General features: G+C 62.5%; 21 protein-coding genes. 1 reads left to right on the top strand and 20 read right to left on the bottom strand.

From position 1 onward, the window contains the following. Positions 1-16: 16 nt before the first annotated feature. The 3 genes from AC57B1_RS10650 to AC57B1_RS10640 form a co-directional block, all read right to left on the bottom strand. A complete protein-coding gene (locus AC57B1_RS10650) occupies positions 17-1396 on the bottom strand; it encodes a cytochrome b (protein ID WP_091798540.1) in 1380 nt (459 codons plus the stop codon). After that, a complete protein-coding gene (gene petA, locus AC57B1_RS10645) occupies positions 1396-2016 on the bottom strand; it encodes a ubiquinol-cytochrome c reductase iron-sulfur subunit (RefSeq protein ID WP_091798537.1) in 621 nt (206 codons plus the stop codon). Before petA ends, AC57B1_RS10650 begins: the two co-directional genes overlap by 1 nt. A gap of 231 nt (positions 2017-2247) precedes the next feature. Then, positions 2248-2994, bottom strand: a complete 747-nt coding sequence (locus tag AC57B1_RS10640; RefSeq protein WP_408353082.1) for a Nif3-like dinuclear metal center hexameric protein — start codon at positions 2992-2994, stop codon at positions 2248-2250. Between the two features lie 19 nt (positions 2995-3013). On the opposite strand from AC57B1_RS10640, the gene AC57B1_RS10635 reads away from it, so the two are divergent. Then, positions 3014-4240, top strand: coding sequence for a Do family serine endopeptidase (locus AC57B1_RS10635; RefSeq protein WP_091798532.1), 1227 nt, complete (start codon positions 3014-3016; stop codon positions 4238-4240). Between the two features lie 27 nt (positions 4241-4267). Here AC57B1_RS10635 and AC57B1_RS10630 read toward each other — a convergent pair whose 3' ends face one another. The 17 genes from AC57B1_RS10630 to murA form a co-directional block, all read right to left on the bottom strand. Next, complete coding sequence (locus AC57B1_RS10630) at positions 4268-4618, bottom strand: DUF1493 family protein (RefSeq protein WP_496417481.1); 351 nt, start codon at positions 4616-4618, stop codon at positions 4268-4270. A 162-nt stretch (positions 4619-4780) separates the two neighbouring features. Beyond that, positions 4781-5560 carry a twin-arginine translocase subunit TatC gene (tatC, locus tag AC57B1_RS10625; protein WP_091798526.1) on the bottom strand — a complete coding sequence of 260 codons (780 nt, stop codon included), beginning with the start codon at positions 5558-5560 and terminating at the stop codon, positions 4781-4783. 34 nt (positions 5561-5594) lie between these two features. Further along, positions 5595-6122: a Sec-independent protein translocase protein TatB gene (gene tatB / locus AC57B1_RS10620; protein WP_091798523.1), complete on the bottom strand. Its 528-nt coding sequence runs from the start codon at positions 6120-6122 to the stop codon at positions 5595-5597. A 39-nt stretch (positions 6123-6161) separates the two neighbouring features. Next, complete coding sequence (gene tatA, locus AC57B1_RS10615) at positions 6162-6401, bottom strand: Sec-independent protein translocase subunit TatA (protein WP_007180217.1); 240 nt, start codon at positions 6399-6401, stop codon at positions 6162-6164. Positions 6402-6651: 250 nt separating this feature from the next. Then, positions 6652-7017 carry a histidine triad nucleotide-binding protein gene (locus AC57B1_RS10610; protein WP_091798519.1) on the bottom strand — a complete coding sequence of 122 codons (366 nt, stop codon included), beginning with the start codon at positions 7015-7017 and terminating at the stop codon, positions 6652-6654. 81 nt (positions 7018-7098) lie between these two features. After that, on the bottom strand, positions 7099-7494 hold the full coding sequence (locus AC57B1_RS10605; RefSeq protein ID WP_496417480.1) for a DUF4870 family protein: 396 nt from the start codon (positions 7492-7494) through the stop codon (positions 7099-7101). Positions 7495-7598: 104 nt separating this feature from the next. After that, positions 7599-7994, bottom strand: a complete 396-nt coding sequence (locus tag AC57B1_RS10600; RefSeq protein WP_091798513.1) for a phosphoribosyl-ATP diphosphatase — start codon at positions 7992-7994, stop codon at positions 7599-7601. Then, a complete protein-coding gene (gene hisI / locus AC57B1_RS10595; RefSeq protein WP_177205060.1) occupies positions 7991-8401 on the bottom strand; it encodes a phosphoribosyl-AMP cyclohydrolase in 411 nt (136 codons plus the stop codon). Before hisI ends, AC57B1_RS10600 begins: the two co-directional genes overlap by 4 nt. Position 8402: 1 nt before the next feature. Beyond that, on the bottom strand, positions 8403-9176 hold the full coding sequence (gene hisF / locus AC57B1_RS10590; protein ID WP_408185655.1) for an imidazole glycerol phosphate synthase subunit HisF: 774 nt from the start codon (positions 9174-9176) through the stop codon (positions 8403-8405). A gap of 225 nt (positions 9177-9401) precedes the next feature. Continuing rightward, positions 9402-10154 (bottom strand): 1-(5-phosphoribosyl)-5-[(5-phosphoribosylamino)methylideneamino]imidazole-4-carboxamide isomerase, encoded by a 753-nt coding sequence (gene hisA, locus AC57B1_RS10585; RefSeq protein WP_042329166.1) that lies wholly within the window; start codon positions 10152-10154, stop codon positions 9402-9404. A gap of 214 nt (positions 10155-10368) precedes the next feature. Beyond that, the gene (gene hisH, locus AC57B1_RS10580) at positions 10369-11010 is read right to left on the bottom strand and encodes an imidazole glycerol phosphate synthase subunit HisH (protein WP_091798507.1); all 642 of its coding nucleotides are present in this window, start codon (positions 11008-11010) and stop codon (positions 10369-10371) included. Next, complete coding sequence (locus tag AC57B1_RS10575) at positions 11007-11627, bottom strand: MarC family protein (RefSeq protein WP_408215335.1); 621 nt, start codon at positions 11625-11627, stop codon at positions 11007-11009. The genes hisH and AC57B1_RS10575 overlap by 4 nt, the downstream gene beginning before the upstream one ends. A 67-nt stretch (positions 11628-11694) precedes the next feature. After that, positions 11695-12282 carry an imidazoleglycerol-phosphate dehydratase HisB gene (gene hisB / locus AC57B1_RS10570; RefSeq protein WP_007180208.1) on the bottom strand — a complete coding sequence of 196 codons (588 nt, stop codon included), beginning with the start codon at positions 12280-12282 and terminating at the stop codon, positions 11695-11697. Positions 12283-12395: 113 nt separating this feature from the next. Beyond that, positions 12396-13466 carry a histidinol-phosphate transaminase gene (gene hisC, locus AC57B1_RS10565; RefSeq protein WP_408353086.1) on the bottom strand — a complete coding sequence of 357 codons (1071 nt, stop codon included), beginning with the start codon at positions 13464-13466 and terminating at the stop codon, positions 12396-12398. Positions 13467-13636: 170 nt separating this feature from the next. Then, positions 13637-14959, bottom strand: coding sequence for a histidinol dehydrogenase (gene hisD / locus AC57B1_RS10560; protein WP_091798498.1), 1323 nt, complete (start codon positions 14957-14959; stop codon positions 13637-13639). 59 nt (positions 14960-15018) lie between these two features. Next, positions 15019-15717, bottom strand: coding sequence for an ATP phosphoribosyltransferase (gene hisG / locus AC57B1_RS10555; protein WP_091798495.1), 699 nt, complete (start codon positions 15715-15717; stop codon positions 15019-15021). After that, positions 15714-16976 (bottom strand): UDP-N-acetylglucosamine 1-carboxyvinyltransferase, encoded by a 1263-nt coding sequence (murA, locus tag AC57B1_RS10550; protein ID WP_496417479.1) that lies wholly within the window; start codon positions 16974-16976, stop codon positions 15714-15716. The genes hisG and murA overlap by 4 nt, the downstream gene beginning before the upstream one ends. Between the last annotated feature and the right edge of the window lie 31 nt (positions 16977-17007).

The following is a 17007-nucleotide window of genomic DNA, read 5'->3' as shown; positions in this document are numbered from 1 at the left end:
TTCTCCTGGCTCGCGATTAGTGAGGCTTGAACCGCACCCGCTCGGGCGGCTGCTTGAACGTGCCAAGCCGCGTCCAGAACGGCATACCGAGGAAAAACGCGAAGTAGATCAGCGCGCAGATCTGGGCGATCAACGTGGCGACCGGCGACGGCGGTTTCGTGCCGAGGAAGGCCAGGGTCAGGAATGCGAGCACGAAGATGCCGTAGAACACCTTATGAAAGAACGGCCGGTAACGGATCGACTTGACCGGCGAGCGGTCGAGCCAGGGCAGGAAGAACAGCGATACCACCGCGCTGCCCATCACCACCACGCCCCAGAACTTCGATTCGGTGAACGCCATGGCCAGAATCACCAGCACCGCGAGCACCGGCAGACCGAGCTTCCACTTGCCGCGCGCGCGCACCAGCGCGAGCAGGCCGAGCAGCGCGATCACGACCATCAACACAATCTTGAACGGATCGGTGGTGGCGCGCAGCATCGCGTAAAAGGCCGTGAAGTACCAGACCGGCGCGATTTCCGGCGGCGTCTGCAACGGGTTGGCCGGCACGAAGTTGTTCGCTTCGAGGAAGTAGCCGCCCATCTCCGGCGCGAAGAAAATGATCGCGGCGAAGATCAGCAGGAACACCGTCACGCCCATGAAATCGTGCACCGAGTAGTACGGGTGGAACGGGATGCCGTCGAGCGGAATGCCGTCCGGGTCCTTCTTCGCCTTGATCTCGATGCCGTCCGGATTGTTCGAGCCGACTTCATGCAGCGCGACCAGGTGGGCGACCACCAGACCGATCAGCACGAGCGGAATCGCAATTACGTGAAACGCGAAGAAGCGGTTCAGCGTGACGTCCGAGACCACGTAGTCGCCACGAATCCACAGCGACAGATCCGGCCCGATGAACGGAATCGCCGAGAACAGGTTCACGATCACCTGCGCGCCCCAGAACGACATCTGGCCCCACGGCAGCAGATAGCCAAAAAACGCCTCGGCCATCAGGCACAGGAAAATCGCGCAGCCGAAGATCCACACCAGCTCGCGCGGCTTGCGGTACGAGCCGTACATCAGCCCGCGGAACATATGCAGGTACACGACGACGAAAAACATCGACGCGCCCGTGGAGTGCATATAGCGGATGAGCCAGCCCCACGGCACCTCGCGCATGATGTACTCGACCGACGAGAACGCGAGCGTCGCGTCGGGCTTGTAGTTCATGGTGAGGAAGATGCCGGTGACGACCTGATTGACCAGCACCAGGAGCGCGAGCGAACCGAAGAAATACCAGAAGTTGAAATTCTTCGGCGCGTAGTACTCGGAAACGTGCTTCTTCCAGGTGGAGGTGAGCGGAAAGCGCCGGTCGATCCAGCCGACCAGCCCGGTCGTCTCTACTTCGTGTTCGATCGCCATTACGCTTCTCCTTTCTCGTCCTTGCCGATCACGAGGCCGGTAGCCGACGTGAACATGTAAGGCGGGATGTCGAGGTTCTGCGGCGCAGGTTTGTTCTTGAAGACGCGGCCGGCCATGTCATAGGTCGAGCCGTGGCACGGGCACAGAAAGCCGCCTGGCCAGTCGTCCGGAAGATTCGGCTGCGCGCCCTCCTGGAAGCGCGGCGTCGGCGTACAACCCAGATGGGTGCACACGGCAACGGCGACGAAAAGGTTCTTGTGGTCGGCGCGTGAACGGAACTCGTTGTTGCAGTACTCCGGCAACGGCATCGAAAAAGGATTCTTGGTGTGGGGATCCGCTACTTCGTTATCGGCTTTCTGGACATCGGCGAGCATCCTGTCGGTGCGGTTGATGATCCACACCGGCTTACCGCGCCAGGCAACGGTCTTCATGTCGCCGGGCTTGAGATCGCTAATATCGACTTCGACCGGGGCACCTGCTGCCTTGGCCTTTTCAGATGGTGCAAACGAACTAACAAAGGGTACGACAGTGGCAACGCCTCCAATGCCACCTGCTACGGTCGTCGCTATCAGCCAGGTACGGCGGCTGCCGTCGACGCGTTCATCTTCCTTGTCTCGCATCACACGCCCCACTTCTGAGTTGGATTTTTCCTTCACGTCGCTTCTACCGCCGCTAGTTTGCGCGAATGGAGTCGCCATTTACAAGGGCCGATTGCCAAAAACCGTGCGAAGCCCTTGATAAATCAGGGTTACTCCGTACGGATCGCAAACTTTTTCGCACCTCCTTTTAAGTGCCCTCTGCGTTATTCGTGCCTTTTGCTTCGCTAATGCGTTTTACGTAAATCCGGTGATTCAAACGGGATTAGGGATATCGATAAAGAGGTGTTCGATATCGAACTGCTCGGACAGATGCTTGCCCACCGCCTGCACGCCGAAGCGCTCCGTTGCATGGTGGCCGGCCGCGAGAAATGCGACGCCGCTTTCCGCCGAGGTGTGCATGACCGACTCCGACACTTCGCCGGTCAGGTAGACGTCGGCACCCGCGTTGATGGCCGCGTCGAACATGCCTTGCGCGGCGCCCGTGCACCAGGCCACGCGGCGTAGTTCGCGATCCGCGTCGCCGAACACGAGCGGCGTGCGGCCGAGTGTCTGCTCGACTTGCGCGGTGAAGTGAGCGAGCGTGATCGGCATCGGAAACGTGGCGAGCCAGCCGAGGTCATTCTCGCCGAAGCGCGCGTCGCTGATCCAGCCCATCTTCGCGCCGATCTGCGCGTTGTTGCCGAACTCGAGATGGTCGTCGAGCGGCAGGTGATAAGCGAACAGATTCAGTTCGTTGGCGATCAGCAGTTTCAGACGCGCATATTTGCGGCCGGTGATCTGCGGCGCCTCGTTGCGCCAGAAGTAGCCATGATGGACCAGCACGGCATCCGCGCCCCAGTCGAGCGCGGCCTCCAGGAAGGCCGCCGAAGCGGTCACGCCGGTCGCGAGCTTATTGATCTTGCGACGCCCTTCGACCTGCAGTCCATTGGGGCAATAGTCCTTGAAGCGCGCGGTTTCAAGGAGATTGTTCAAGTACAATTCAAGTTCGATCCGATCCATATAAACCTCTAGTCTTCAGATGCTTAGACGCTTTTGGCTGTTCTTTGCCCAAGCGGTGACCGTGCTGTTGGCGCTCATGTTCATCATTGCGACGCTCAAACCGCAGTGGCTGCAGCGCCAAGGGCAATTCGGCAAGCAACTCGCCGAACCGATCGTCGCCCTGCGGGAAGTGGCGCCAGGCATCGGCAGCGGCCCAGCCCAGGCGTCCTATGCGGACGCCGCGCAAAAGGCCATGCCCGCGGTCGTCAATGTGTTCTCCAGCAAGGATGGCTCACTGCCACCCGACCCGCGTGCGAAAGACCCGCTGTTCCGCTACTTCTTCGGCGACAAGAATAAGCGCAAGCAGCAGGAACAGCCCGCGTCGAATCTGGGTTCCGGCGTGATAGTGAGTTCGGAAGGTTACATTCTAACGAACCAGCACGTCGTGGACGGCGCCGACCAGATCGAAATTGCGCTGGCCGACGGCCGCACCACGAATGCGAAAGTGATCGGCGTCGATCCGGAAACAGATCTGGCCGTGCTCAAGGTCAACATGACCAACCTGCCCACCATCACGCTCGGCCGCATGGACCAGACGCGCGTGGGCGACGTAGTGCTCGCCATCGGCAATCCGTTCGGCGTCGGCCAGACGGTGACTATGGGTATTGTCAGCGCGCTCGGGCGCAATCACCTTGGTATCAACACGTTCGAAAACTTCATTCAGACCGACGCGGCCATCAACCCGGGTAACTCGGGTGGCGCACTGGTCGACGTGAAAGGCAACCTTCTCGGCATCAACACCGCCATCTATTCGCGCTCGGGCGGCTCGCTCGGCATTGGCTTCGCGATTCCCGTGTCGACGGCGCGCAGCGTGCTGGAGAGCATCATCACCACGGGTTCGGTCACGCGCGGCTGGATCGGCGTCGAGCCGCAGGACGTCACGCCGGAAATCGCCGAATCGTTCGGGCTGGAGCAGAAGTCTGGGGCGATTGTCGCGGGTGTGCTGAAGAACGGCCCTGCGGACCGTGCCGGCATCAAGCCGGGCGATATTCTTGTGAGCGTGAACGGGCAGGAGATCACTGACACCACTCGCCTGCTGAATGTGATCGCGCAGATCAAACCGGGCACGGCGGCGAAGGTGCACCTCGTGCGCAAGAGCCGTGAGATGGATCTGGACGTCACCATCGGCAAACGCCCGCCTCCACCGAAACAACCGGTTGAGGACAACGGCGGTGGTGGTGATCAGCAGGATGATGATGGGGGTTGAGGTACGCGGGGGCCAGGTCGTGTTGAGCTACGCTTGCCACCGCCCCGCTTTCATTGCCTCTTCGAGCATGCCGAGCGTGAGCGATCTACCGCCGAGGGTTTCGCGCGCACTGGCGCTGAACGGCGACTTGGCCATGGTGGCGAAGAAAGGGCCAATGTATAGCTTCGCAGCCGGGTAATGGTAGTGCAGATCGAAACCGCCCACATCCACGCCGAAGCGTGCGGCCCATCTCTTGATAAATTCCGCGATACGCGCTGGATCCATATCCAGATCGTGATACAGGTCCGTGTCCCTCGCCAGTTGGAGCCGACCGACAATCGGTTTTCCGGCATCTTCCGCAACAAACGCTTTCAGACTGCTCCAAGTCTCTGTCTTCACAGGTGAACCTTTGCTTTTACAGGGCCGTTGTATCCAATGGCCGATCGATAAATGATTGTGGACTCACGAAAGCTTCGGATGAATTAACCGCGAGCAACGAGCGCGCAATAAAAAGGGCGGTCTGCAATAGACCGCCCTTTTCGTTTTATTCACGCCTAAGCATTAATCCGACGCGCCCGCGTCCTCAATCACCGCCGGCTGCTTACCCACAATCAACCGCGCCGCAATAATCCCCGCTTCGTACAGCACGATCAGCGGGATCGCCAGAATCAGTTGCGAGAACACGTCCGGCGGTGTGACCACGGCCGAAATCACGAACGCGCCGACGATCACATACGGACGGATCTCCTTGAGCTTCTTGAGCGTGACCACGTTCATGCGAACCAGCAGTACCACGACAATCGGCACTTCGAACGTCACGCCGAACGCGATGAACATGGTCAGCACGAAACTCAGGTAATTGTCGATGTCCGTGGTCATCTCCGCGCCGAGCGGCGCGTTGTAGTGCGCCATGACGCGGAAAATGGTCGGGAACACCACGAAGTACGCGAACGCCATGCCGCACAGGAATAGCGTGTAGCTGCTGCCGACCAGCGGCCCGACCAGTTTCTTCTCATGCTGATAAAGACCCGGCGCGACGAACGCCCAGATCTGGTACAGCACGATCGGCAGTGCGATCACGAAGGCCACCAGCATGGTCACCTTCATCGGCACGAAGAACGAGCCGGTTACGTCGGTGACGATCATCTTGCCGTCCTTCGGCAAGTTCTGCATCAGAGGCCGCGCCAGCAACCGGAAAATATCCGGCGCCCAATACACGAGTCCCACGAACACCACGATGACGGCAAGGCCGGCGCGAATGATACGGTCGCGCAATTCTACGAGGTGGGAAATGAAGGTCTCTTCAGTGCCTTCGTCCTGGGTTTGCTGGGGGTCGCTCACACCGGCCCTCGGTTAGAGATTGTCGTTCTGATCATCAGAAGAAGCGCGTCGGACGACGCATGGTGGCCGGCGTATGCCGCGCCACGCGCGCCGCACCCGACTGCACGCGCGTGCGGCGCGTGGTCGCGCGCTTGTACCAGGTGGGCATGGCCGTCTGCTTGACGCGCCAGTTCTTGCGTTTGGGCGCCGCAGCCGGGGTGCTGCTCGGCCACGACGTATTGCCTGCGTTGCCAACGTCTTCGAGCGCGCCGCCCGCAATGCTCGGCGACACCGACGTGCCGCTGTTCCACGCGTCGTTCAGCTCGCCCTCATGCTTGCGCAGATTGTCCTGAACAGAGGTTTCGACGTTGGTCGCGGCGGCCTCGAACTCGCTTTTCATACGACGCAGTTCGTCGAGTTCGATTTCGCGCGTGACTTCGGCCTTCACGTCGTTGATATACCGCTGCGCGCGGCCGAACAACGCGCCGGCCGTACGGGCGACGCGTGGCAGGCGCTCAGGCCCGAGTACGACCAGCGCGACGACGCCGATCAGCGCCATCTTGGTTAGACCGAGGTCCAGCATGAAGTGGAATGTCCGTCAGTAACGCGGTTAAGCCGCGGCTTAGCGGTAATCGCCGGAACGCGGCGCCTTTTCCTTCGCATCCACATCCACGGCGCCGTTACGCGGCAGTTCGCGCTGTTGCGCTTCGCCTGCCGGCGTTTCGGCTTCCTTCATGCCTTCCTTGAAGCCCTTCACCGCGCCACCCAGATCGGTGCCGATATTGCGCAGCTTCTTCGTGCCGAAGACGAGCGCCACGATCAACAACACGATCAGCCAATGCCAAATGCTCAACGAACCCATGACTACTCTCCTTAACCCCGATACCGCACCATGATGCGGCGAAACTCGTGCGCCTTGCGGCGTGAATCGAAGCGCGTGCGCTTCATCTATACGTTACCGCGAGTTCTTCCGATTCAACCCGCGACACGGAATGTCATTGTGGCCAGACGATCGCGTCGGCGTCGTTACAATGCGGCAAAAACAACGCTCGCGCTATTGTCCACGAACAAAACTCGCCGCGCCGCCGCGATGCCCTGTCAGCGTTGCCCTGTCAGCCCATGCGCTGCCAGGGGCGAGGTCCCGCGAGAATATGTGCGTGAATGTGATACACCTCTTGCCCGCCGCCGGGACCGGTATTGATTACCGTGCGAAAGCCCGTTTCGCCACCGGTGTACGCCACGCCCAACTGATCCGCCAGACGCGCGGTCAAGACAAGCATTCTACCAAGCAGCGGTGCATCGCTTTCGGTGCAATTCGACAGCGTGGCGATGTGCTTGCGCGGGATCACCAGCACATGCGTTTCGGCGGCTGGACGAATGTCGCGAAAGGCGACGAACTCTTCGTCTTCGTGGACTTTGGTCGACGGGATCTCGCCGGCGGCGATCTTGCAGAAAAGGCAGTTCGGGTCGTGGCTCATCGTATTCCTGACGCAGTATGGCTGGAGCGCGAAGGGTGCGCGGCGCAGTTCATGTCAGGCCCGGCAACAGTCGGACGAAACTCAGAACCAGCCACACGGATTCGCGAGCGGCTTGTTATCGTACAGATACAGCCAGCCTTTGATAATACGGTACAACATCCAGATGCTCACGGCCCACAGTACCGGAATGCCGATCACGACGAACAGCAGCACGCCGCCAATCGCATAACCCAGCAGCGCCATCCAGAAAGAGCGGATCTGCCATTCGAAATGGGCTTCGTAGGGCGTGCCCACCACGTCGGGCCGTTTCACGTAGTTGATGATGATCGCGATCAGGATCGTCAGGCCGCCTGTCAGCCAGTGGACCGCGTACAGCGCATACAGCACGTGGGTGAGCGTGCGCAGGCTGCGCTCGCGTTCCGGTTCGAGGGCATTGCGGTAAGCCGGCGGCGGATAGCTTTCGTGCGACTGTTCCATGCTTGCGTCCTCCCGAGGATGCGCGTCAGATGTGTTCAGTGCAATATGGGCGCCGATGCTCGCCACTTCAAGACGGCGGCGGATCGCCGCCGCTCAGTCGCCGCTCAGTCGCCGTTCTGCTCGCGGTCGCGGCTCTTGCGCAGCGCCTTTTCCTCGATGCCCGACATGCCTTCACGGCGCTCGAGTTCGGCGAGCACGTCCGCCGGGCTCAGATCGAAGTGCGACAGCATCACGAGACAGTGAAACCACAGGTCAGCGACTTCGCCCACCAGCGCCTTCGGCGCGCCGCCGTGGCGCGCATCTTTGGCGGCCAGCACGACTTCCGTGGCTTCTTCGCCGATCTTCTTCAGCACCGCGTCGTCGCCCTTGTGGAACAGGCGCGACACGTACGAGACGTCCGGATCGCCGCCTTTGCGGCTGTCGATGATCGCCGCGAGGCGCAGCAGCGTGTCGGTCGTGGAAGCGGGGTTAGCCGACGTGGTTTGCGTGGATTGCGTCATTTGTAGATGTGTTCGGGGTCTTTCAGCACCGGATCGACGGCGACCCAGTCGCCATCCTCCACCGAGCCTTCGAATTTCTGGAAAAAGCACGAGTGGCGGCCGGTGTGGCAGGCAATGCCCGACACCTGCTCCACTTTCAGCAGCACGACGTCTTCGTCGCAATCGAGCCGCAGTTCATGCACATGCTGCACGTGGCCGGACTCTTCGCCCTTGAACCACAGCCGCTGACGCGATCGCGAGAAATACACCGCACGGCCCGTTTCGACGGTTTTCGCCAACGCTTCGCGGTTCATCCACGCGAACATCAGCACGTCGTTTGTCGACGCTTCCTGCGCGATCACGGGCACGAGGCCGTTCGCGTCCCACCTGACCTTGTCGAGCCAATTGATTGCCGAGGGATTCACCACGTCACAACCTCACCGAAATGCCTTGATCGGCCATGAAGCGCTTGGCCTCGCCCACGGTGTGTTCGCCGTAGTGGAAAATGCTCGCGGCGAGTACCGCGTCCGCGTGGCCCTCTTTGATACCGTCGGCCAGATGCTGCAGATTGCCCACGCCGCCCGAGGCGATCACCGGGATCGGCACCGCGTCGGACACCGCGCGCGTGAGCGCGAGGTCGAAGCCGCTCTTGGTGCCGTCGCGATCCATGCTGGTCAGCAGGATTTCGCCGGCGCCGAGTTCGGCCATCTTGCGCGCCCATTCGACCGCATCCAGACCGGTTGCCTTGCGCCCGCCATGTGTGAAGACTTCCCAGCGCGGCGTTTCGCCTTGCACGGAGACGCGCTTCGCGTCGATCGCCACGACGATGCATTGCGAACCGTATTTGTCCGTTGCGTCTTTCACGAGCTGCGGATTCGCCACCGCCGACGAATTCATGCTGATCTTGTCCGCGCCCGCGTTCAGCAGGCGCCGTACGTCTTCGACGGCGCGCACGCCGCCGCCGACCGTCAGCGGAATGAACACTTGCGAGGCGACCGCTTCGATGATCGGCAGGATCAGGTCGCGCTGATCCGAGGTCGCAGTGATGTCGAGGAAGGTGAGTTCGTCCGCGCCCTGATCGTCGTAACGGCGGGCGATTTCGACGGGGTCGCCCGCGTCGCGCAGTTCGACGAAGTTGACGCCCTTGACCACGCGGCCAGCCGTGACGTCGAGACAGGGGATGATGCGTTTAGCTAGAGCCATGATCTTGCAATTCTGCCAATACCGCTGATGAGGCCGCTCGCCTGGACGAGCGGCACAGTGCCGGCGCGGCGAGCCACGCCGCCGGTGAGTTCCACGCAACCGGCTCGAGACGGTATGCCGGTGTCAGGCCGCACTGCTCGGACGCCGGTGATTCGCTCACCGTGGCGCCGAGCCCACGAACGCACGAGGCGCGAGCGGCGAGCCTGCCGGCCCCGCCTCCCCGCCTTAAGCGTCGTCCGATTCGCGCAGCCGGTCTGCGAGGGTTTGCGCCGCCGCGAAGTCGAGATCGCCCGAGTAGATGGCCCGGCCGCAGATCACGCCTTCGATGCCTTCGTCTTCAACTTCGCACAGCGATTCGATGTCCGCGAGGTTCGACAAACCGCCGCTCGCGATCACCGGAATCTTCACCGCGCGCGCGAGACGCACCGTTGCTTCGATGTTGATGCCCTGCAGCATGCCGTCACGGCCGATGTCGGTGTAGATGATCGACTCGCAGCCGTAGTCCTCGAACTTGCGCGCGAGATCGGCGACTTCGTGACCGGTCAGCTTGCTCCAGCCGTCGGTTGCGACCTTGCCGTCTTTCGCATCCAGCCCGACGATGATATGGCCGCCGAACGCCGTGCAGGCGTCCTGCAGAAAGCCGGGATTCTTCACCGCCGCCGTGCCGATGATCACGTACGACAAACCGTCGTCCAGATAGCGCTCGATCGTATTCAGGTCGCGAATGCCGCCGCCCAGCTGAACGGGAATCTCGCCGCCTACCTCTTCGATGATCGCGCGGATCGCGTCTTCGTTCTTCGGCTTGCCGGCGAACGCGCCATTCAGGTCGACGAGGTGCAGACGCCGGGCACCGCGATCGACCCAATGTCGGGCCATCGCCGCCGGTTCCTCGGAAAATATCGTCGCCTGGTCCATATCGCCCTGTTTGAGGCGTACACACTGACCGTCTTTCAGGTCGATGGCGGGAATCAGCAGCATAGCAATCGGGTGTTGTCTGGGAATGGGTTGAGGGTCGGCGCGAGCGGCTGAAGGTCCAGCCCGCCGGGACGCCGTTTCGCTAGTTTAGTACAACTCTTTCGACGCCCTTGCGTGGCGTCGTGGGCAAGCGAAATCGTGGTGTCGCCATTGTGGCGCACGGCGCCCGTTCCGCTTATGGCGGAGCGACGCACGGCAACAGGATGAAGAAAGGCGCTCACGGGTTCCAGTGCACGAAGTTGCGATACACGCGCAGCCCCGCTTCGGCGCTCTTTTCCGGGTGGAATTGGGTCGCGAAGATGTTATCCCGCGCCACCGCCGAGGTAAAGGGCACGCCGTAGACCGTTTCGCCCGCGGTATGGGCGGCGTTGTCCGGCACCACGTAGTAGCTGTGCACGAAGTAGAAAAACGCGTTGTCGGCGACACCGTCCCACAGCGGATGCGGCTGCGTCTGACGCACGCGGTTCCAGCCCATTTGCGGGACCTTGAAGCGCGAGCCGTCGTCCTGCAGTTGGCCTTCCAGGTCAAAGCGCAGCACCTTGCCGGGCAGCAGGCCGAGGCCGGGCGTGTCGCCCTCCGCGCTCCAGTCAAACAGCATCTGCTCGCCGATGCACACGCCCATTAGCGGCTTGCTGCGCGACGCTTCGATCACCGCGTCCTGCAGGCCGGAGTCGCCGAGACTGCGCATGCAGTCGGGCATCGCCCCCTGGCCTGGCAGCACCACGCGGTCGGCGGCACGAATCGCTTCCGGCCGGTCGACAATCGCCACATCCGCTTCCGGCGCGGCTTTGCGCAGCGCCTGGGCAACCGAACGCAGGTTGCCCATTCCGTAATCCACAATCGCTATCGAAGTTTTCATTTCAAGTTAGGCAGCAATGCCTTCAATCCATCGACGATGAATTCCACCGCCAGCGCCGATAACATCAAACCCATGAGCCGCGTACCGATGTTGATACCCGTGCGACCGACCCAGCGGGCAATCGGTTCGGCGAGGCGCAGCGAAAAAAAACAGATCGCCGCCAACACCGCGCCGATCGCGACGAGGCTGATCCGGTCGTACCAGTGCGCCGAACCGGCCGCATAAATGATCGTGGTGCTGATCGCGCCCGGACCGGTCAACAGCGGAATCGCCAGCGGCACGACCGCGATGTTGTCCTTCTGCTCGGCTTCGTGGCGCTCTTCCGGCGTGGAACGGCTGTTGCCGATCTGCGCGTTCAGCATGTTGATCGCCATCAGCAGCATGATGATCCCGCCGCCCACTTCGAGCGAGCCGACCGAAATGCCGAAGAAGCTGATGATCTGCTGCCCGAGCAGCGTGGTCACCGCAATCACGCAGAACACCGAAATCGCCGCGATCCGGATGGTCCTGCGCCGCTCGGCGTCGCTCTGATTCGCCGTGAGGCTCATGAAAAACGGAATGGCGCCGACCGGGTTGATCAGCGCCAGCAGCGAAATAAACGACTTCAGAATGTCCATCGCACACCGGGCGCGAGCGCAATCGGCGCCGCTCCCGGTCCAGGTAAATGAGCCAGCTAATGAGCGCTTAAAGGCTGCCCTTGGTCGACGGAATCTGCCCCGCCGCGCGTTCGTCCAGTTCGGTAGCCATGCGCAACGCACGCCCGAACGCCTTGAACACCGTTTCCATCTGGTGATGAGCGTTCAGGCCGCGCAGGTTGTCGATATGCAGCGTCACGCCGGCGTGATTCACGAAGCCGCGGAAAAATTCGATGGATAGATCGACGTCGAACGTTCCGATACGCGCGCGCGTGAACGGCACATGGAATTCGAGCCCCGGACGGCCGGAAAAGTCGATCACGACACGCGACAGCGCTTCGTCGAGCGGCACGTAAGAATGGCCGTAACGGCGGATGCCCTTCTTGTCGCCGATCGCTTTCGCAACGGCCTGGCCGAGCGTGATGCCGGTGTCTTCGACCGTGTGATGGTCGTCGATATGCAAATCGCCATGCGCTTCGATCTCGAGGTCGAACAATCCATGCCGCGCGATCTGGTCGAGCATGTGGTCCAGAAACGGCACACCGGTGGCCAGCTTCTGCTGACCGGTGCCGTCCAGATTGATCTTCACACGGATCTGCGTTTCGCTGGTGTTGCGAACGACTTCCGCAAGGCGCATGGTAATTCCTCGAATCTAGCTAGAAAGCGATAGGTAGGTGGGATGGGAAAACGTCGGGCCGCGCGTGCTTTCCGCAGTCGGGACAAGCGTTTGCGCGGCCATTCGGCACGCTTTCAATGCAATACGAGCTTCAGTCCGGCGAGCAACTGCGCGTTTTCTTCCGGCGAACCGACGGTCAAACGCACGCAATTGGCCAGCAATGGATGCATTTTACTCACGTTTTTGATCAAAACCCGCGCCGCCAGTAGCGTTTCGAACAGGACTGATGCATCCGGCACGCGCACCAGCAGGAAGTTGCCGGCGCTTGGGAACACTTCGGCGCCCGGCAATTCGGCCACCGCGTGCGCGAGTTTCGTCCGTTCTTCACGCAATTGCGCGGCTTGGGAATCGAGCACGTCGATGTGATCGAGCAGGAAATCGGCGGCGGCTTGCGTGAGCACGTTGGTGTTGTACGGAGGCCGCACTTTGTCGAATTCGGTCAGCCAGGCCGGCTTGCCGACCAGATACCCGAGACGGATGCCGGCCAGACCGAGCTTGGACACCGTGCGCATAACCACGACATTGTCGAACGCGTCGGCGCGCGGCAGCCAGCTTTGCTGCGCGAACGGCTGGTAGGCCTCGTCGATCACCACGAGGCTCTTATTGGCCGCAGCGATGATCCGCTCCATGTCGGCGTCGTCGAACAACGTGCCGGTCGGGTTGTTCGGATACGCGAGATAAACGATCGCCGGCTGGTGCTCGGCGATCGCGGCCAGCATCGCTTCGGTGTCGAGCGTCAAATCCGCCTTCAGCGGCACGCCGACGAACTCGAGATTCGCCAGTTTCGCCGACATCTGATACATCACGAAGCCCGGCACCGGCGCGAGCACCTTGGCGCCCGGCTGCGCGCACGCGACCGACACCATGCTGATGATTTCGTCCGAGCCGTTGCCGAGCAGCACGTCGCAGCCGGCGGGCACTTTCATCACACGCTTGATCTTCTCGATCAGCGCATCCGGGCGCGGCGCCGGATAGCGGTTCAGCGCGACCCCGGCCAGATGCTCGCCCAGATGCGCGGCCAGCACCGGCGGCAGCGGGAACGGGTTTTCCATCGCGTCGAGCTTGATATAGCCCGTCGCGTCCGGAACCGGATAGCTCGTCATCGCGAGCACGTCGCGGCGGATGATGTCTTGAGGTGTCGTCATAGGTCGGTGGAGCGGGCCGCGAGGAAACGCCGGCCCGGCGTCGGCGGCATGCTGGCCGCCCCAGGTTGGTCTCTGTTGTCGTTATTGAACGTGGAACCGCGCGCAATCCGTCGCTGGCGTTCGCGGGCATCGGCTCGATGCCCGCGGTTCGAACGCCGGATTCAACGCGCTCAGCCGTTTTGCCGCATCCGGTATTCGGCGCTGCGGGCATGCGCCTGCAGGCCTTCGCCGTAAGCGAGTTCGGCGGCAATCTCGCCGAGCGTCTGCGCGCCTTCCGCGCTGACCTCGATCACGCTTGAACGCTTGAAGAAATCATAGACGCCCAAAGGAGACGAGAACCGTGCGGTACGAGACGTAGGCAAAACGTGATTGGGCCCCGCGCAGTAGTCGCCGAGGCTTTCGCTGGTGTAGCGGCCGAGGAAGATCGCGCCGGCATGGCGGATCAGCTGGCCCCACTGCTGCGGCTCCAGCGCCGAAATTTCGAGGTGTTCCGGCGCGATGTCGTTGGCGATCGCGCAGGCTTGCTCCATGTCGCGTACCTTGATCAGCGCGCCGCGGCCTTCCAGCGACGCCTGGATCACGTCGCGGCGCGGCATGGTGGGCAGCAGCTCGTCGATCGCGTCTTTCACGCGGCCGATAAACGCGTCGTCCGGGCACAGCAGGATGGACTGCGCGAGTTCGTCGTGCTCGGCCTGCGAGAACAGGTCCATCGCCACCCAGCGCGGGTCGGTGGTGCCGTCGCACAACACGAGGATTTCCGACGGCCCGGCGATCATGTCGATACCGACTGTGCCGAATACCCGGCGCTTGGCCGACGCGACATAAGCGTTACCGGGACCGCAGATCTTGTCGACCGCGGGCACCGTTTCCGTACCGTACGCGAGCGCGCCGACCGCCTGCGCGCCACCGATCGTGAACACGCGATCCACGCCGCCCAGCAGCGCGGCAGCGAGCACCAGCGGATTCTTCACGCCGTCTGGCGTCGGCACGACCATGACGATTTCGCGCACGCCGGCCACACGCGCCGGAATCGCGTTCATCAGCACCGACGACGGATACGCCGCCTTGCCGCCCGGCACGTAGATACCCGCGCGATCGAGCGGCGTGACCTTCTGGCCGAGCACGGTGCCGTCGGCTTCCGTGTATTGCCAGCTATGGCTGCCGCATTCGATCTTCTGCTTCTCGTGATAGCCGCGCACCCGCGCCGCCGCCGCTTCGAGCGCCGCGCGGCGCTTCGGCTCCAGACCTTCCAGCGCCGCTTCCAGCTCCGCCATCGGCAGTTCGAGCGCGCTCACGCTCCTGGCTTCGACACGGTCGAAGCGGCTCGTGTATTCGAGCACCGCGGCGTCGCCGCGCGCCTTCACGTCGTTCAGAATCTGCGCGACCGAGCGCTCGATTGCTTCGTCTTCGCTCGCCTCGAACGCGAGCACCGCGTGCAGCGACTTCTGGAAGTCGGGAGCAGTGGAATCGAGTTTGCGAATCTTGATAGACATACGGGTATCCGTTTCGGTAAGGCGCGCTCTAGAACGTGGTCACACCAGCACGATCAGTATCAGGCTGTCGTCGAGCCGGCTTTCGACGCGCGTTCGAACGCGTCGAGGATCGGCCGCAACGCGGCGCGCTTGAGCTTGAGCGCCGCCTGGTTCACAACGAGGCGCGACGAAATCTGCATGATCTCCTCCACCTCGACAAGATTGTTGGCGCGCAAGGTGTTGCCCGAGCTCACCAGGTCGACGATCGCGTCGGCCAGGCCGACCAGCGGCGCCAGTTCCATCGAGCCATACAGCTTGATCAGATCGACGTGCACGCCCTTGGCGGCGAAATGCTCGCGCGCGGTTTCAACGTACTTGGTCGCCACGCGCAAGCGCGCGCCCTGGCGCACCGCGTTCGCATAATCGAAACCGGCCGCGACCGCGACCGACATGCGGCAGCGCGCGATATCCAGGTCGACCGGCTGATACAGGCCGCTGCCGCCATGTTCGAGCAGCACGTCTTTGCCCGCCACGCCGAAGTCGGCCGCGCCGTATTCGACATAGGTCGGCACGTCGGTGGCGCGCACGATGATCACGCGCACATTGGCGTCCGTGGTCGGCAGGATCAGCTTGCGCGAGGTTTCCGGATCTTCGGCCACTTCGATGCCGGCTGCGGCGAGCAGCGGCAACGTCTCCTCGAAGATACGCCCTTTCGACAACGCTAGCGTGAGCGGCGCGCTCACCGCCGGCGACGACGAAGTTTGCGGCATCGCGCTCATGCCTGGCTCCCCGAGACACGGCGCACCTTCGCGCCGATAGCGGTCAGCTTGGTTTCCATCCGGTCGTAACCGCGGTCGAGGTGATAGATCCGGTCGATCAGCGTTTCACCGTCGGCACGCAAGGCGGCGATCACGAGACTCGCGGACGCGCGCAGATCGGTCGCCATGACCTTCGCGCCGGAGAGCTGCTCGACGCCGCTCACGAGCGCGGTGTTGCCGTCGATCGTGATGTTCGCGCCGAGCCGGTTCAATTCCTGCACGTGCATGAAGCGATTCTCGAAGATCGTCTCGACGACTTGCGAGGTGCCGTTCGCGATCGTATTCAGCGCCATGAACTGCGCCTGCATGTCGGTCGGGAACGCCGGGTATTCGGAGGTGCGGAACGTAACCGCGTTGGGACGCTTGTCCATGCGCACGCGCATCCAGTCGTCGCCTTCTTCGACCGTGACGCCGGCTTCGCGCAGCTTTTCGGTCACCGCTTCGAGAATCAGCGGACGCACTTTACGCAGCGTGACGTCGCCACCGGCTGCCGCCACCGCGCACAGGAACGTGCCGGCTTCGATACGATCGGGAATCACCGTGTGCTTCGCGCCATGCAGCTTGTCGACGCCCTGAATCACGAGGCGATCGGTGCCGATGCCTTCGATCTTTGCGCCCATCGCGACCAGCAGATGCGCGAGATCGCCGACTTCCGGCTCACGCGCCGCGTTCTCGATGACGGTTTCGCCTTCAGCCAGCACGGCTGCCATCAGCAGATTTTCGGTGCCCGTCACGGTAATCATGTCGGTGACGATGCGCGTGCCTTTCAGACGCTTCGCGCGGGCTTCGATAAAGCCGTGCTCGATCGTGATCTCGGCACCCATGGCCTGCAGGCCCTTGATGTGCTGATCCACCGGACGCGCGCCGATCGCGCAGCCACCCGGCAACGAGACACGCGCGTGACCGAAGCGCGCGACCAGCGGGCCGAGCACGAGGATCGACGCACGCATGGTCTTGACCATTTCGTACGGCGCGACGAGGTTATCCACCTTCGACGCGTTCAGCGACACGCGGCCTTCGCCACTCTCGATCTGCACGCCCATCTGGCCGAGCAGCTTGAGCATCGTGCGCACGTCCTGCAAGTCGGGCACGTTGTCCAGATGCACCGGCTCCGCGCTCAGCAGACCCGCGCACAGAATCGGCAACGCCGCATTCTTCGCACCCGAGACGACGACTTCACCCGACAGCGGGTAGCCACCTTCAATGACGAGTTTATCCATGCCTGTCAGTTCCTGATTGACCCGGACTTCG

The sequence above is a fragment of the Paraburkholderia sp. BGA-UO-ETr-F21 genome (assembly GCF_059567925.1).
The sequence above is the reverse complement of the archived record's forward strand: the minus strand, read 5'-3'. Positions and strand labels throughout refer to the sequence as shown.

Excerpts from the sequence above, each read along its gene's own strand:
- AC57B1_RS10640 (WP_408353082.1), bottom strand. The coding sequence starts at position 2,994 with ATGGATCGGATCGAACTTGAATTGTACTTGAACAATCTCCTTGAAACC.
- AC57B1_RS10605 (WP_496417480.1), bottom strand. The coding sequence starts at position 7,494 with ATGGAACAGTCGCACGAAAGCTATCCGCCGCCGGCTTACCGCAATGCC.
- murA (WP_496417479.1), bottom strand. The coding sequence starts at position 16,976 with ATGGATAAACTCGTCATTGAAGGTGGCTACCCGCTGTCGGGTGAAGTC.
- AC57B1_RS10600 (WP_091798513.1), bottom strand. The coding sequence starts at position 7,994 with ATGACGCAATCCACGCAAACCACGTCGGCTAACCCCGCTTCCACGACC.
- petA (WP_091798537.1), bottom strand. The coding sequence starts at position 2,016 with ATGCGAGACAAGGAAGATGAACGCGTCGACGGCAGCCGCCGTACCTGG.
- AC57B1_RS10575 (WP_408215335.1), bottom strand. The coding sequence starts at position 11,627 with ATGGACATTCTGAAGTCGTTTATTTCGCTGCTGGCGCTGATCAACCCG.
- AC57B1_RS10610 (WP_091798519.1), bottom strand. The coding sequence starts at position 7,017 with ATGAGCCACGACCCGAACTGCCTTTTCTGCAAGATCGCCGCCGGCGAG.
- AC57B1_RS10635 (WP_091798532.1), top strand. The coding sequence starts at position 3,014 with ATGCTTAGACGCTTTTGGCTGTTCTTTGCCCAAGCGGTGACCGTGCTG.
- hisC (WP_408353086.1), bottom strand. The coding sequence starts at position 13,466 with ATGACGACACCTCAAGACATCATCCGCCGCGACGTGCTCGCGATGACG.
- hisF (WP_408185655.1), bottom strand. The coding sequence starts at position 9,176 with ATGGCTCTAGCTAAACGCATCATCCCCTGTCTCGACGTCACGGCTGGC.
- hisB (WP_007180208.1), bottom strand. The coding sequence starts at position 12,282 with ATGCGCCTTGCGGAAGTCGTTCGCAACACCAGCGAAACGCAGATCCGT.
- hisA (WP_042329166.1), bottom strand. The coding sequence starts at position 10,154 with ATGCTGCTGATTCCCGCCATCGACCTGAAAGACGGTCAGTGTGTACGC.
- AC57B1_RS10650 (WP_091798540.1), bottom strand. The coding sequence starts at position 1,396 with ATGGCGATCGAACACGAAGTAGAGACGACCGGGCTGGTCGGCTGGATC.
- tatA (WP_007180217.1), bottom strand. The coding sequence starts at position 6,401 with ATGGGTTCGTTGAGCATTTGGCATTGGCTGATCGTGTTGTTGATCGTG.
- hisH (WP_091798507.1), bottom strand. The coding sequence starts at position 11,010 with ATGAAAACTTCGATAGCGATTGTGGATTACGGAATGGGCAACCTGCGT.
- tatB (WP_091798523.1), bottom strand. The coding sequence starts at position 6,122 with ATGCTGGACCTCGGTCTAACCAAGATGGCGCTGATCGGCGTCGTCGCG.
- hisD (WP_091798498.1), bottom strand. The coding sequence starts at position 14,959 with ATGTCTATCAAGATTCGCAAACTCGATTCCACTGCTCCCGACTTCCAG.
- hisG (WP_091798495.1), bottom strand. The coding sequence starts at position 15,717 with ATGAGCGCGATGCCGCAAACTTCGTCGTCGCCGGCGGTGAGCGCGCCG.